Source organism: Psychrobacillus sp. FSL K6-2365 (assembly GCF_038003165.1).
Classification (GTDB): domain Bacteria; phylum Bacillota; class Bacilli; order Bacillales_A; family Planococcaceae; genus Psychrobacillus; species Psychrobacillus psychrodurans.
In genome coordinates, this window is sequence record NZ_JBBOOO010000001.1 from 1,755,783 (window position 1) to 1,771,402 (window position 15,620).

The window sequence follows — 15,620 nt, forward strand, 5'->3', positions numbered from 1 at the left end:
CTCCTCACTTTCACTTTATACGTTCAAGTCATTAACTATTTTTATATAATCAATTCTTGGTGCATATTTTGGAGTAATCTCTATAGCGCTTGTTTCCATTTCGGATAAAGCAATAGATTTTCTTCCCCCTGTTAGCATTCTATCCCAAAATAACGATAATTGTTCAAAAGGTAAATAAAAATAACGCTCTAATGCAGAAAAACGGACGAGTAGGAAGGTAATTCCCGATTGTTTAGAAACTTTTCTCATATGTTCAACCTGATGAAGATGAACATTTTTTAAAGGAAATGCTGTTCTATTTTCCGTTTCTTTTGCTTCAAAGTCAATATATTTACCTTTATATACTCCATTAAAGTCAGTTGTAGAAGGTGTCCGATAATATGCTTCTTTGATAACTGCACTACTCCTAGATGGGTAATCTACTTTGACGACTTGTATAGGTATTGGCTTTTTATGAATTACAGCAATATCCTGTGCAATATAAAATTCATTTGCATCATTTATTTCGTCTTCTAACGTCTTACCCCTATTACTGAAAGAGTAATCTTTTTTCTTTTCTTTTGTTGTTTTGGTAACCGGGATATACGCTTTTCCATTTGGATAATGAATAGCCAAAATAATCACCTCTTTATGCTATTAGTTTATCACAAGTACATTAGACGAACAGCTAATATATAAGGTTTCATTTCTCTTGATGTCGAGTAAACACTTGTTTTGTCTTTAAAGAAGATGCTTTGTCAAACAGGAAGGAGAGAATGTAAAACTAGCGAATATACCTCTAAAAAGGAGGAGTATATGATGAATAAAATTGAAAGACTTATAGATCAGTTAGAACTTCTGGAGTTTTTATTAGAAAATAGATTAAATGACGAACAGGACAAGTTTGAAGAGGATTTTAGTAAAAACTCGTTTCGACTTCTTGGAAAGCTCGAAAAAATCGAAAATAAATTATAAAGAATGTACGTTCGCTTAAAACTAGTAATATAGGTGAGAATTTGCTAAACTATAACTAGAATGCGAGGGATCACTTTGTCATTATTAAAGCTTAGTAACCAGTTGATGAAAGAATGCGACGATTGTATTTCGCGTTTTCACTTATATAGAGAACTAGATAAAGAACCAGATTTTTTTACAGATGTGAAGCCACATGCATATAAAATAGATGAGATATGTTTTGAATGGGAACAACTGGTTCGGAAATGGATACAAGTAAAACGTCCAAAATATGTCCACCCGAGCCAAATTGACTCATTACTTGACTCCATGAAACAGTTTATCGTCCAATCTTACTACAAGGGCACAAGCAAAAAGAGGTTTCTTTCAGCTGTCCATTCATCCAAATATACGCTAGAAACAATTGCCCAAGCTATTAAGGAGGTAGGGGATGAGCATGCTTGAAAAAAAGAGTATCCAACAATTATTAGATGAGTGGAAAGTGGATGGAAATCGCTTTCCACAAATTGAACATATTCATACAACAGAAGAAAAAGAAGCGATTTTTGCCCCTTTTCCAGAGACTATGCATCCGTCTATTCAAAAGGCGTTAAAAAGTCGTGGTGTAAATCAGTTATATATACATCAGCGACTCGCTTTCGATGCTGCTTCAACTGGTAAGTCTTATACTACTATCACTCCAACAGCCTCTGGTAAGTCACTTTGTTATCATCTCCCAGTATTACAATCGATTATGGAAGATCCAACTTCACGGGCAATATATTTATTTCCAACTAAGGCATTAGCACAAGATCAGAAAAGTGATCTAAATAATTTGATTGAAGCAACTGGGGAAGAAATACTTAGTTATACATATGACGGAGATACAGCTCCAGGTATAAGACAAAAAATTAGAAAATCAGGTCATATTGTATTAACAAATCCCGATATGCTACATTCGGGAATTTTACCGCATCATACAAAATGGGTAACGCTATTTGAAAATTTAAAGTATATTGTAATAGATGAAATTCATACATATAAGGGAGTATTTGGAAGTCATGTTGCGCATGTTATTAGACGTCTGAAAAGAATATGTGCATATTATGGTAGCTATCCACAGTTTATCTGTACTTCTGCGACGATAAAAAATCCAAAAGAATTAGCAGATAATTTAACAAATACAACTCATGAATTGATCAATCAGAACGGTGCGCCAGCAGGAAGAAAGCACTTTGTATTTTACAATCCCCCAATAGTTCATCCTGTATTTAATGTACGAAGAAGTGCTGTTTTAGAAGTGAGAGATTTAGCGGGGGAATTATACGTAAATGGTATTCAAACTATTGTTTTTGCGAAGAGTCGGGTTCGAGTAGAAATGCTTGTGACGTATTTACAGTCTTTAGTAAGTAAAAAGATTAATGATCAAACTATACGAGGATACCGCGGTGGTTATTTACCTTCAGAAAGAAGGACGATTGAAAAGGGTTTACGAGAAGGGGTAATTAGAACAGTTGTAAGTACAAATGCGCTAGAGTTAGGTGTAGACATTGGTCAGCTACAGGCATGTATTATGACGGGTTATCCTGGGAACATCGCAAGTGCATGGCAACAGGCTGGTCGAGCAGGCAGAAGACAGGATGAAGCACTTATTATTTATGTGGCTGGGTCGACTGCTCTTGACCAATATGTGGTTAAACATCCTGAATATTTTCTTGGACAGTCTCCTGAGGAAGTTAGGATTCATCCAGATAATATGATTATTTTAATGGACCATTTGAAATGTGCTTCATTTGAACTGCCTTTTTCACCTGTAGATTCGTATGCGGAATTTTCTATACAGGAATTACTCGCATTTTTAGAAAGCGAAGGGGTCCTTTTAAAAACGTCTGAAAAATGGCATTGGATGTCTGATAGTTTTCCTGCAAGCAATATAAGTCTACGTTCTGCTTCTCAAGAGAACGTCATTATTATTGATCAGTCAATTCCAACTAAAACGAGGGTTATTGGTGAAATGGATCAATATAGTGCGATGACCTTACTTCATGAAGAAGCTATTTACTTGCATCAAGGTACTCAATTTCAAGTAGAAATTTTAGATTGGGAAGAAAAGAAAGCATTTGTAAGAGAGGTCGATGTCGATTACTTTACAGATGCCAATATTGCGATAGAGCTAAAAGTGCTTAGTGAAGACAAAATAAAAGAAGCGGAAATTGGTATGCTCAGGTTCGGTGACATCATTGTTTTAGCACAACCAACTATATTTAAAAAAATTAAATTCGATACGCATGATAACATCGGTTCCGGTCAAATCCATTTACCTCCATTAGAATTACACACCTCTTCTACATGGTTTAGTTTTGATAAGCCTGAAGACTGGAAAGACACATTACTGTCAGATGCAATGACTGGAGTTTCGTATGCATTACATGCGTTTATCCCTCTATTTATTCATTGTGACGCAAAGGATATTCATGTTGTACCACAGGTAAAATCTATTCACGAAGAAAAACCTACTTTTTATATGTATGATAGTTATCCGGGTGGTATTGGTTTGTCCGAAAGAATGTACGACCTTTGGAATGAGTTGATACCAAAAGTAACGGAGCAGGTAGAGAATTGTTCTTGTATTAATGGATGTCCGGCATGTATCGGTGCTCAGGACGCTGAACTAAATTTAAAAAAAGAAGTTATTAAGTTGCTTCATTTATTACAGGTGGGCCGTCATGTCGTATGAAAAAAAACTAATGGAAATGAAAGGTTTAATAAAAAAGAAACCCGTAGAACAAATAGAAAAAAAGGAAGTGTCGGATATGGCGCTTCCCTTTTATGTTGAACAATGGCAAAATGCGGGTCTGAAGTTTATAAAGGATGAAAATGGGTTTTACTTTGTAAAGGAAACTTTTTATCATTCGGAGCATATACATGGAAATATTGGGCTTAATAAGCTACAACAGGCAATAAAATTTATGCAAGAAGTATATCCTACTCACCCTTTAACAATTGAAAAAGAAAGTCCTTTTAGTTTTTATGATACCGAAACTACTGGGTTAAAAGGCGCTGGAGTGCTAATTTTCTTAAACGGAATTTTGAAAGTAGTAGACAATGGGTTTCTGCTGACACAATATGTACTGGCAGATCCAGGGCAAGAGGTAAGCTTTTTAAAAGCGACTGGTTTTTGGAAAAACGAACAAACTATGATTACTTATAACGGAAAGAGTTTTGACCTACCTCAATTAGTTACAAGATGGACGATGAATAGAAATAATCTGCCGCGGCTAATGCAACATCACCAAATTGACTTAATGCATTCCTCTAAAAGAATTTGGAAGGGAGAGTTAGATCGTTTTAAGTTAAAACAAATTGAGGAAATGAAGCTTGGTTTTAGAAGAGAAAATGATGTTCCTGGTCATCTTGCACCAATAATATATTTTGATGCAGTGAAAAGTGGGAATCCTATCAATTTGATGAAAGTGTTAAAACATAATGAATGGGATATTCTATCGCTAGTTACTTTGTATATTCTCTCAGTGGAGTTACTTCAAGAGAAGGAAGTAGTTGAAACAGCAACAACCTATACGAATATAGGAAAATGGTTTCGTGATTTAAAAACGATGGATAGAAGTTTGGATTGGTTTACTTTTGTAGTAAATAATTTTTCAGACGAAGAGTCAAGTATTGCTTATTATTTTGTTGGACTCCATCTAAAAAGAGTTGGTTTATACGAGGATAGTCATTTAGCTTTCACCCATGCTTTAAAAGAGATTTCTGGGAAATATCGCATTGAGGTATTTATCGAGTTGGCCAAGCTATTCGAACATCAACTTAAAAATTTCCCAAAAGCTCTAGAAATGACGCAGCAATGTATAGATTATGAAGCAAAACTGAATACAGACATGCATTCACGCTTGAAAAAAGAACTTATTAAAAGGGAAACAAGAATAATCCGGAAATTAAATATTTCCCGGGAAAGCGCAGAACACAACAAAAAGCGCATATAATTGGCTGAAAAAACTCCATTATTCGACAATGATATGCTATAATACGAGTAGCTAATTGTAGATGGAAGGAAGATACCATATGGAATTTAAACTAAAGGCTTCTGATATATTAGAAAAAGAATTTAAAACGGGCTTAAGAGGTTATAACCAAGAAGAAGTTGATGTTTTTTTAGACGATATCATTCAAGATTACGAGGCTTTTGAAAAAAGACTAGCTCAACTTCAATTAGAAAACAAAAAATTGACAGAGCAACTAGAAGAATTACCAAAGAGAACACAGGCTGCTGCACCTCCACAAACCGGAGCAACTAATTTTGATATTTTAAAGCGTCTTTCACATCTTGAAAAACATGTCTTCGGCAGTAAACTGTACGAATAATTACTTAAGTTCTTTCAATTGAATGGAAAACGCCTACTGAGAGAACATAAAGCCTCTTTCATAAACCACAATTTTTTTGTGTTATTTAACATGTAAGTTGGTGTAAAACCAGGATACACTTTTTTCTAGCATCTGAACAAAGTGAAGCAATACAACAAAGCGAATTTAATGTAATCTTGTATTGAAACTAACAAGTATTTCGTATATAATAGTTATACCACTTATATATTCGGGCAATCGCTGCAATGCTTGACATTGTAGAGGAAAGTCCATGCTCACACAATTCTGAGATGAATGTAGTGTTCGTGCTTAGTGAAAAAATAAACTAAGGCAGCTATTTATAGCTGACGGCGGGATGAAGGCCTAAGTCTTAGGATATGGCTGACAATCTCTGAAAGTGCCACAGTGACGGAGCTGTATAGGAAACTATACAGGTGGAACGAGGTAAACCCCACGAGTGAGAAACCCAAATTATGGTAGGGGCATTTTCTTGAAGGAATTGAACGGATAGAAGAACAGATTTAATCTGTAGATAGATGATTGCCATCCACAAACGTACGAGGTAATGCACCGTTTGAGTACCGTGGAAACAAAACATGGCTTATTGAGTGTATGAGTGGCTATATTTAATAACTAAGAAGCTCTCCATTTTCGGAGAGCTTTTCTATTATATATATGATTTAAAGAAATTTCGTAACAAGGGAGGTACTGGATTGTGGAAAAACAACAACCACCCGAACGATTACAGACATATTCAAACAAATTAGTTGAACAAATTTTTCATTCTACTGTAGAAGGTATTATGATAACAAATGAAAAAATGCAGATTTTACTGGTCAATAATGCCTTTGAAACGCTTACTGGATATAAGTCATACGAAGTACTCGGGGAATTTCCAAGTATTTTACAATCAGGTAAACAAGATTCTAACTTTTATACGGTAATGTGGTCAGAAATTCATTCAAAAGGTTATTGGAAAGGGGAAATCTGGAATAGACGTAAAAATGGTGAAATATTTCCAGAAATCCTTGAGATACATAGTGTATATGATGATACAGGTAAACTAACAAATTATTATGGGATTTTTTCTGATATCTCTCAAGCAAAAGAAACGGAAAAAGAACTAGAGGAACTAACGCAAACTGATCTTTTAACAAATATTTCAAATCGAAACGCGTTCAATGAATTATTATTTGATAAAGTAAATAATTCGAATGATAGCCATTCTATTTTATTTATTAACTTAGATCGTTTTAAGCAGATAAACGACACCTTGGGTAATGAAATTGGTGACCATATTTTAATAGAGGTTGCAGACCGGATTAACTCAATTGTAGGTCCATCCGATATTTTTGCGCGATATGGTGCAGATGAATTTCTATACTCCAGATCGAATATAGAAAATCAAAAAGAAGCTGTACATCTTGCTAAGGAAATAACTAAGCTTTTCAATAAACCATTCTATGTGGGTGAAACTGAAGTTTATGTTACTGCAAGTATAGGAATCAGTATTTTTCCACAGGATGGTAAACAAATAGAGAAATTAATATATAAAGCTGACAAGGCAATGTATTTTGCCAAACAAAATGGGAGAAATCAATATGCTTTTTATTTTGATGACTTGAAAAAAGATTCCAAAAGATTGATTGTCCTAGAAGCAGAGCTTAGAAAAGCTATACAAAATAAAGATTTTTATATCCATTATCAACCCAAAATAGGGTTAGCGACACAGGAGATTATTGGAGTAGAAGCTCTAGTTAGATGGAACAATGAAAAATTAGGGCTTGTTTCACCGGTTGAATTTATACCTCTTGCTGAGGACACTGGTCTTATTATCCCTTTAAGCGAGGTTATTTTAGAAATAGTTTGTATGGATATACTGGAGTCAAGATCACAAGGGAATATTAGTGTATTACCGGTATCCGTTAATATTGCTTCTCTTCATTTTCAACAGGATGACTTCATCGAGCGCATAAATTCGATCATAATGAAGTATAATTGTAGTCCGCAGCTTCTAGAGTTAGAGTTAACGGAACGCACAGTTATGAAGGATTCAGAAGATATTGTAGTTAAACTAATAAAACTAAAAGCTATGGGGTTCAAAATATCAATAGATGATTTTGGAACAGGATACTCATCCCTTAGTTATTTAAATAGATTTCCCCTTAATTATTTGAAAATAGATAGAAGCTTTATCCAGCAAATTACTAGCTTAAAAGACAAACAAGCTATAGTGGAAGCTATCATTCTTATGGCTCATCGCCTACGTATTAAAGTTATTGCAGAGGGTGTAGAAACGAAAGATCAGGCTAAGCTTTTAAAAGAAATGGGATGCGATATCATTCAAGGTTATTATTATAGTAAACCACTAGCACCCAATGATCTTTTGGATTTTATCGAGATATGGGAAATTTATAGACAGGAAAGGAATATATAATGACAACATTTAAATTAGTAGCTACATCGGCTATGGGATTAGAATCCATCGTTGCGGATGAAGTAAAAGCACTAGGATATGAAACAACAACAGAAAACGGTAAAATTTATTTTGAAGGGGACGAGCGTGCAATAGCACGAGCAAATATATGGTTACGTGTTGCAGACCGAGTTAAAATTGTAGCTGCTCAGTTCCCTGTAAAAACATTTGATGAGCTTTTTGAGCGTACGAAAGCAGTGCAATGGGAGAAATTCTTACCCGTGGATGCAGCTTTTCCTGTTCAAGGAAAGTCGGTTAAATCAACATTATTCAGCGTTCCAGATTGTCAAGCGATTGTAAAAAAAGCAGTAGTTGAACGATTAAAATTAGCCCATAAAAGAATTGGCTTTCTTGATGAATCTGGAGCAACATTTAAACTGGAAATAAGTATATTAAAAGACATTGCTACTATTACGATAGATACAAGTGGGGCAGGTCTCCACAAGCGTGGCTATCGTCACGGTCAAGGGGAAGCTCCTTTGAAGGAAACACTAGCTGCAGCTTTAGTAAAAATTTCTAAATGGAGTCCCAACCGACCATTTGTTGACCCGTTTTGCGGATCAGGCACTATTCCGATAGAAGCAGCAATGATTGGTCAAAATATCGCTCCTGGCTTTAATCGAGATTTTCATAGTGAAGCTTGGCCATGGATGCCAAAAACAATTTGGGAAGAAGTGCGTAATGAAGCAGAATCTTTAGCAAACTATGATCAAGAACTTCAAATTATCGGATCAGATATTGATCATAAAATGGTCCAAATTGCAGAGCAAAATGCATTTGAATCTGGATTCGCTGATATAATCACATTTAAGCAAATGCATGCGAAGGACTTTACTACTAATTTTACAGACGGTGTAATGGTTAGTAATCCACCATATGGAGAACGTATTGGAGAAGTGGAAGTAATTGAACAAGTAATAAGTGAATTAGGCCATTTAATGGATAAATATCCTTCATGGTCCGTATATATGTTATCGTCTATGGAGAACTTTGAGAACGTATACGGTAGAAGAGCAACAAAAAAGCGTAAATTATTTAATGGATTTATTCGAACGGATTACTATCAGTTCTGGGGTAAACGTTCATAACAGTAAGGGAGACTAGGTTCTCCCTTACTGTTATATTATTATTTAAGGGAGTTTTTAGATGAAACAAGCTTTACCATTCCAACTTTCAAAAGACCGTTCTTTCTTCGAATCATTAGGGGATTGGATGGGTGATGTGTTATATGATGAATTACCCGAAAAAGGGTTTGAATGTCGTGATGAACAAATTTTCATGGCCTATCAGATTGAAAAAACGTTAAAAGAAAAAAATGTACTATTTGCAGAAGCTGGAGTAGGTACTGGTAAAACTATAGCATATTTACTTCCTGCTATTTCATATGCTCGTTATACCGGAAAACCGGCATTGATAGCATGTGCAGATGAAACATTAATTGAACAGCTAGTAAAAGAAGCTGGGGATATTTTTAAGCTTCAGAACTATTTGGATATTAAAATTGATGTACGATTAGCAAAATCACGTGATCAATATTTATGTTTAAAGCGACTAGAAGAAGCACAAAAAGATGATGATAACGAATATTTCTTAGAAGAAATTGAAGATAATGTTCCAGATTTTGTCTATGCTCATTCATCTATGCAAAAGATTTTTCCATATGGCGAACGCAGCCAATTTGCTGGAGTAAGTGATGAAGATTGGCAGAAAGTAAACTATCATCCAACTCAACAATGTATGGTATGCGATTTACGAAATCGTTGTGGTCAAACAATACATCGACAGCATTATCGTGAGTCTACAGATTTAATCATATGCTCACATGAATTTTTAATGGAGCATATTTGGACGAAGGAATCTCGTGTCCGTGAAGGTCAAATGCCTTTATTGCCAGAGGTTTCGATGGCTGTTCTAGATGAGGGCCATTTACTTGAATTTGCTGCTCAAAAAGCTTTGACTTATGAGATCCAAAGTGAAACGCTAATTCGATTATTGGAAAAAGTTATGGTCGATGGTGTTAGAGAAAAGACTTTAAATTTAATGGAAGTATTACAAGAATTACATGATAAAATATTTGGGTTATTACGCATTGGAAGTAATATGGAAGAAACCGATCGGATGAAGGTTGATAAATCTCCTGAGTTAATGAAACTATGTAAACAAGCTATAGGAGTAGCGGATAGCTTACTAGAAGAATTTGTATTCGAATCTGAGTTATATACAATCCCGGAATATGAGCTCCGTATGGTAGAAGAGTTTTTAGAGCAATATACATTCTCACTTCGTTTATTTACCGAAAAAGGGGATGGGATTGAATGGTTAGAAATCATTGATGGTTTTGAAACATTAATCATTATGCCGAGATTAGTTACAGATATTTTACATGAGAAATTATTTACCTCTAAAATACCAATCGTTTTTTCTTCCGCTACATTATCCATAGAAAAGGACTTTACGTATATAGCAGATTCTTTAGGAATTGAAAAATTCCAATCATTCTCCGTCGCATCACCATTTGATTATGATGAAGTAATGAAGATATATACCAAGGAAATGGAACAACAGGATAAACCCGGTTATGTAGAAAGCTTGTTAAATAATTCGATGCAAACACTTATTTTGTTCAAATCCAAAGCAGCAATGGCTTCCTTTAGAGCAACTATAGGAGATAGAAAAGATATCGTCTTTGAAGGAGATCGAGAGCTTTCAACAATTGTTAAAGAGTTCCAAAATGGTGAGTATTCTACTTTATGTTCGTATCATCTTTGGGAAGGTTTAGATTTACCACTAGAAGCACTAACTAGAGTAGTTATTTATGATCTACCTTTTCCACCAGTAGATCCTCTATTTGATGCAAAACGATCTTTCTCTAATAATCCATTTGAGGAAGTAGAATTGCCATTTATGCTTTTAAGATTACAACAGGGTATTGGTCGCTTAATCCGTACATCTAGTGATTATGGGGAGATTCATTTATTGTTAAATGAAACAGAAGTAAAGCTAGAAAATAGGTTTACAGGAATTTTACCTACAACTATTTCGTAATGATACAAGGGGGAAAAGAAATGTCAGTAGAACAAAGCTTTTTAGATTATGTGAAAAAAATTGGTGCCTACCAAGAAGCGTTGGGGGTGCTTTATTGGGACATGCGAACTGGTGCACCAAAAAAGGGTATCGATCAACGATCAGAGGTTGTTGGGGTACTTGCAACGGATGTATTTAACTTATCGACTTCAGACGAACTAAAAGGGTTACTTGACCAGATGGAATTGGAGCTGGGTTCTGTAGATGAAGTGACTAAACGTGTTTTTGAAGAAGTAAAAAAGGAATACAATCTCAGTAAAAAAATTCCTGCTGATGAATATAAAAAATTTGTTGTACTTCAATCTAAATCGGAATCTGTTTGGGAAGAAGCGAAGCACAAAAACGACTGGGGTATGTTCCAACCATATTTAACAGAAATGGTTGAAACTTTAAAGAAATTTGTGGAGTATTGGGGAGTTACGGATAACAATCCGTATAATGTATTGTTGGACCAATACGAGCCTGGTATGACTACTGAAATTTTAGATCAAGTTTTTAGTGAGTTAAGGGACAAAATTGTTTCTTTATTAAAACGGATTTCGGAATCACCCAATCAGCCAACTACAGATTTCTTATTTAACTCTTTTGATAAACAAAAACAAGAGGCATTTAGTTTAGATATACTCAAACAACTAGGTTATGATTTTGATGCTGGAAGATTGGATGAAACAGTACATCCATTTGCTACTGGCTTAAATAGAGGCGATGTTCGAATAACGACTAAATATGATGAATTTGATTTCCGTTCTGCTATATTCGGTACAATTCATGAATGTGGCCATGCTATATACGAACAAAACGTTGCAGAAGAACTAACCGGAACACCTTTAGCTGGTGGCGCTTCCATGGGTATTCATGAATCACAATCATTATTTTATGAGAATTTTGTAGGACGTAATCCAAAGTTTTGGGAGCAAAACTATAAAAAGCTACAAAGCTATTCTCCAGAACAATTTGGAAACGTTTCAGTGGAGGATTTTCTTCGGGCAATCAATGAAGTAAAACCTTCCTTAATCCGTATTGAGGCTGATGAGTTGACGTATGCTCTACATATCATGATTCGATATGAAATTGAAAAAGGGCTGTTCAATGGAGATTTAAAAGTAGAGGACCTACCAGAGATTTGGAATTCTAAGTATGAAGAATATTTAGGTGTTAGACCATCTACTAATGCAGAAGGTATTTTACAGGATGTCCACTGGGCTGGTGCTAGTTTCGGTTACTTCCCTTCGTATGCACTTGGCTATATATATGCATCACAGTTTAAAGCAGCAATGCTAAAAGATATTCCACAGTTTGATAGTTTGTTGGAACAAGGAGACTTGGTGCCGATCAAGGAATGGCTTACAAAACATGTACATCAGTATGGGGCTCTTAAAAAACCATTGGATATTCTAAAAGCAGCAACAGGAGAAGGTCTAAATGGAAACTATCTGGCAGATTATTTAGAAGAGAAGTATACAAAAATTTATAAGCTTTAAATGATTAGTGATCCAAGCGACGAATGTTGCTTGGGTCTTTTTTTAGAGATCTAGATAGGACGATATGTAAAAATGTCCCGTGAACACTGGATTCATGGTACTAGAGTTAATAAATAATACTAGTGATTTCCGTTTCAGGTGGACGCGTTCCGCAGGGTGAGCGATGAGCCATCACCGTCGCATGCGCGTCGTTTGTGATGTCTCATCTGTCTCACTCATCCTGCCGGAGTCGCCACCTTTCACTACAATCAATAAGTGTAGTCCTATACTGTAAGATTTAGCATAGCAAATCGCTTAGATGTTGGGAATAGTCAAATTTTGAAAAGTGATCAAATTATTTGTAATCGCTTTTACATTAGAAATGCGATTATGTAGTGATAGAGGAAGAAAGCAGATTTTCTTTTATACTAGTGGAAGTTTAGAGAAATAGTAAGTGTTTACCGAATAAAGAAGTGAAATAGCGAACGAAATTGCATCTTCGAGAGCTTCCTTTCTCAATAGAAAAGTAGCTTTTCTCTAGTTATCCAAAAACGTACTAACCTGTTTTTATAAGTTGTAGGAGGGCGACGGACAGACAAACGCCATAAAATTACTGAAAAAAAGGATGCTGGTAATCATAAAACAAAACGTCTGTCCAAAGCCCTTCGAAAACGATAGAAACAGGTTTTGATCTTAAAGGACCGGGCATGTCTTTTGCCCAGTTTTTCTTAATAAAGTATCCATCGAAGACTACATATTTAGCAGAAAACAACTATTCGTAATTCAAATCTAGACATTCTATTATGAATGAATAAAGTATTTTGGGAAAATTATCCGTTTCGCGAGTAAATGGTAATAGAGAGCAAGTAAATTTAGATTTGAAGCAAGTAAATTCTATAGACCCGCAAGTGAGTCACAGGTGGAAGCGAGTAAACAAAGGGTGTGAGCAAGTAAAGATAAAATAGGATCAAATCTATCGTAAAAGATAAGGTAAGTCAGCCTATGATTCTTAAGTGAACATGGTATTTTGAATAAGAGGGAGTAATCTTCTATTTCTAGTCAAGTAAATAAAAATGGTTAGTCTTGACATATGTCTCGACTAACCATTCTATTATTATCTAATTACCAGAATTTATATCCTTTTGAGCCTGGCGGAGCATTTTGTATCATATCTATAACTGGAACGGTATAAGCAAACAAGATTAAAGCGATACATATTGTTAGCCAAATCTTCCAATTTTCCAACCACATAGGAGTTTTTTCTGCATTCTCCGAAACCTCTCCAACAGGAAACTCTGTTTCACCTTTAGGAGCAAAGAACAACAGATTTACCACAATATAAAGTATTAAAATGATACCAACAAATAGAATTGTACCACCAACTGCTTGTGCTATTTGGTAAGGTATCCAGTCAGTTGCTTGTTCTGCCCCACCGTAGGTAGAAAAATCCGAACGACGAGGAGCTCCCATTAATCCAACTATATGCATAGCACCTGACATGATTGACATACCAACAGTCCAAACGATTGCTTGAATAATAGCAAGCTTATTCATTTGTTTTGTCAACACTCTACCAGTTAGATGAGGTAATAACCAGTAGGAAGCACCAAAGAATGTTAGAACTACAGTTGTTGCTACCGTTAGATGGAAATGACCTGTTACCCAAATAGTGTTATGAATTAACTGATTCATCTGGTGGGATGCGTTAATAATACCCCCAGCGCCGGCAGGTATAAATGCGGCCATACCGATAAATGGTACAGCAAATCTAGCATCTTTCCAAGGCAGTTTTTTAACCCATCCAAATAACCCTTTTCCACCAAGTTGTCTACCACGTAATTCAAATGTAGCAAACATGGAGAAAGCTGTTAACAAAGAAGGAATTACTACCATCATTGTTAGAACTACTTGTAAAAACTTCCAAAATGATTCAATCCCTGGTTCTGTTAACTGATGATGGAATCCGACAGGTATAGAGAACAATAGAAATAACATAAATGAAAGTCTTGCTAAGGCATCAGAGAAAATTTTTCCTCCAATAATTTTTGGAATCACGACATACCATACCATATATGCAGGTAACAACCAGAAATAAACTAATGGATGACCGAAATACCAGAATAATGTACGAGAAAGAAGAACATCCACTTTATCAACCCAGCCCAATGACCAAGGAATTAATTGGAATACAACTTCCACAGCTACACCTAGAGAACAAATAATCCACATTGCCATATTGACAATTACCATAAAGGATAGGAGGGGACTAGATTCACCTGGATGCACTTTACGCCATTCTCTATACTTCATAATTTTTGCTAGTCCAACAATCCATGATCCTACTACTACTAATGCCATTCCCACATAAAAAATCCAGTGTGCTTGAAGAGGGGCATAGAATGTATATAATACAGAAGCTTCATTAAGTAATACCATTGTTGCAGCTGCAATCGTACCAGTAGTCATTATCCAGAAACCAATCCAACCTAGTGAACGTTGTTTGTTTGTAAAAGTTCCAGAAGTTCTACTCATAGCAGCAATTTGGAATCCTAGTATAAAATATGTTGTTAAAATAAGGCCGAGTAACACACCATGAACAGTTAAAACTTGATAATAACCGATTCCCCAAGGGAGTGTAAACTTACCAGAGCGAACTAAAACCTGTAATAATCCACAAAGACCTCCGATGAATAAAGCGATAAATGCTACATATATATGAGCAAGGGCTAACTTACCATCACGACGATCCACCTTTGTAAATTCTTTTGCTTTTTCTTTAATCGTTGTCATTTACTCCACCACCTTTAACATGGACGTCATAGTAGAATGTCCTATGCCACAATATTCATTACATAAGATTAAAAACTCGCCAGATTTGTCCACAGTTGTTACATATTCTGAAACATAACCTGGTTCTAATATCATGTTAATATTTGTTCCTACAATTTGAAATCCATGGACAACATCTTTAGTAGTTGCTATGAACTTTACGGTGGAACCTAATGGAACTTCAATCTCAGGCGGATTATAGTAGAATGCAGATGCAACTAGCACTACCTCATAATCCCATTCTTTACCTTCTACTTTATGAACCCCTGGATTATTAAAAGGTACAATCTCATCAACTCGCTCAGGATCGATGTAAACTTTTCCAGTTGGGGGATGTGAGCCATAATGAAATGCACTAAAACCTACTATAAATAAAAATAATACCAATGAGCTAATCCCAAAAGTTAGCCACCATTTTTCATACTTATGAATATGCATAAGTCTTTAACCTCCATTAA

General features: G+C 35.4%; 12 protein-coding genes and 1 other RNA gene. 10 read left to right on the forward strand and 3 right to left on the reverse strand.

Features of this window, described 5'->3' with window-relative positions; translation table 11 throughout:
* Nucleotides 1-15: 15 nt before the first annotated feature.
* Entirely contained in the window at nt 16-615 is a 600-nt protein-coding gene (recU, locus tag MKY29_RS08400) for a Holliday junction resolvase RecU (protein ID WP_090561692.1), read from the reverse strand.
* A gap of 183 nt (nt 616-798) precedes the next feature.
* Here recU and MKY29_RS08405 point away from each other — a divergent pair, with 183 nt between their 5' ends.
* The 10 genes from MKY29_RS08405 (at nt 799) to MKY29_RS08450 (ending at nt 12,354) form a co-directional block, all read left to right on the forward strand.
* Nucleotides 799-954, forward strand: coding sequence for a hypothetical protein (locus MKY29_RS08405; RefSeq protein WP_211893974.1), 156 nt, complete (start codon nt 799-801; stop codon nt 952-954).
* 75 nt (nt 955-1,029) lie between these two features.
* On the forward strand, nt 1,030-1,398 hold the full coding sequence (locus tag MKY29_RS08410) for a YppE family protein (protein WP_269920931.1): 369 nt from the start codon (nt 1,030-1,032) through the stop codon (nt 1,396-1,398).
* A complete protein-coding gene (locus MKY29_RS08415; RefSeq protein WP_340880833.1) occupies nt 1,391-3,670 on the forward strand; it encodes a DEAD/DEAH box helicase in 2,280 nt (759 codons plus the stop codon). Before MKY29_RS08410 ends, MKY29_RS08415 begins: the two co-directional genes overlap by 8 nt.
* Nucleotides 3,660-4,934, forward strand: a complete 1,275-nt coding sequence (locus MKY29_RS08420) for a ribonuclease H-like domain-containing protein (protein ID WP_340879510.1) — start codon at nt 3,660-3,662, stop codon at nt 4,932-4,934. The genes MKY29_RS08415 and MKY29_RS08420 overlap by 11 nt, the downstream gene beginning before the upstream one ends.
* Nucleotides 4,935-5,013: 79 nt before the next feature.
* Nucleotides 5,014-5,313, forward strand: a complete 300-nt coding sequence (gene gpsB, locus MKY29_RS08425; RefSeq protein ID WP_090561685.1) for a cell division regulator GpsB — start codon at nt 5,014-5,016, stop codon at nt 5,311-5,313.
* A 225-nt stretch (nt 5,314-5,538) separates the two neighbouring features.
* An RNA gene (gene rnpB, locus MKY29_RS08430) (RNase P RNA component class B) lies at nt 5,539-5,922 on the forward strand.
* 106 nt (nt 5,923-6,028) lie between these two features.
* Nucleotides 6,029-7,750: a putative bifunctional diguanylate cyclase/phosphodiesterase gene (locus MKY29_RS08435; protein WP_340879511.1), complete on the forward strand. Its 1,722-nt coding sequence runs from the start codon at nt 6,029-6,031 to the stop codon at nt 7,748-7,750.
* Complete coding sequence (locus MKY29_RS08440; RefSeq protein ID WP_269920934.1) at nt 7,750-8,877, forward strand: THUMP domain-containing class I SAM-dependent RNA methyltransferase; 1,128 nt, start codon at nt 7,750-7,752, stop codon at nt 8,875-8,877. The genes MKY29_RS08435 and MKY29_RS08440 overlap by 1 nt, the downstream gene beginning before the upstream one ends.
* A 58-nt stretch (nt 8,878-8,935) precedes the next feature.
* The gene (locus tag MKY29_RS08445; protein WP_340879512.1) at nt 8,936-10,834 is read left to right on the forward strand and encodes an ATP-dependent DNA helicase; all 1,899 of its coding nucleotides are present in this window, start codon (nt 8,936-8,938) and stop codon (nt 10,832-10,834) included.
* Between the two features lie 20 nt (nt 10,835-10,854).
* Nucleotides 10,855-12,354 (forward strand): carboxypeptidase M32, encoded by a 1,500-nt coding sequence (locus tag MKY29_RS08450; RefSeq protein WP_340879513.1) that lies wholly within the window; start codon nt 10,855-10,857, stop codon nt 12,352-12,354.
* Nucleotides 12,355-13,455: 1,101 nt separating this feature from the next.
* Here the strand turns inward: MKY29_RS08450 and MKY29_RS08455 are convergent.
* Together MKY29_RS08455 and MKY29_RS08460 are read right to left on the reverse strand one after the other, a co-directional pair.
* Complete coding sequence (locus MKY29_RS08455) at nt 13,456-15,123, reverse strand: b(o/a)3-type cytochrome-c oxidase subunit 1 (protein ID WP_090561672.1); 1,668 nt, start codon at nt 15,121-15,123, stop codon at nt 13,456-13,458.
* Nucleotides 15,124-15,600, reverse strand: coding sequence for a cytochrome B5 (locus MKY29_RS08460; protein WP_090561671.1), 477 nt, complete (start codon nt 15,598-15,600; stop codon nt 15,124-15,126).
* Nucleotides 15,601-15,620: the final 20 nt, after the last annotated feature.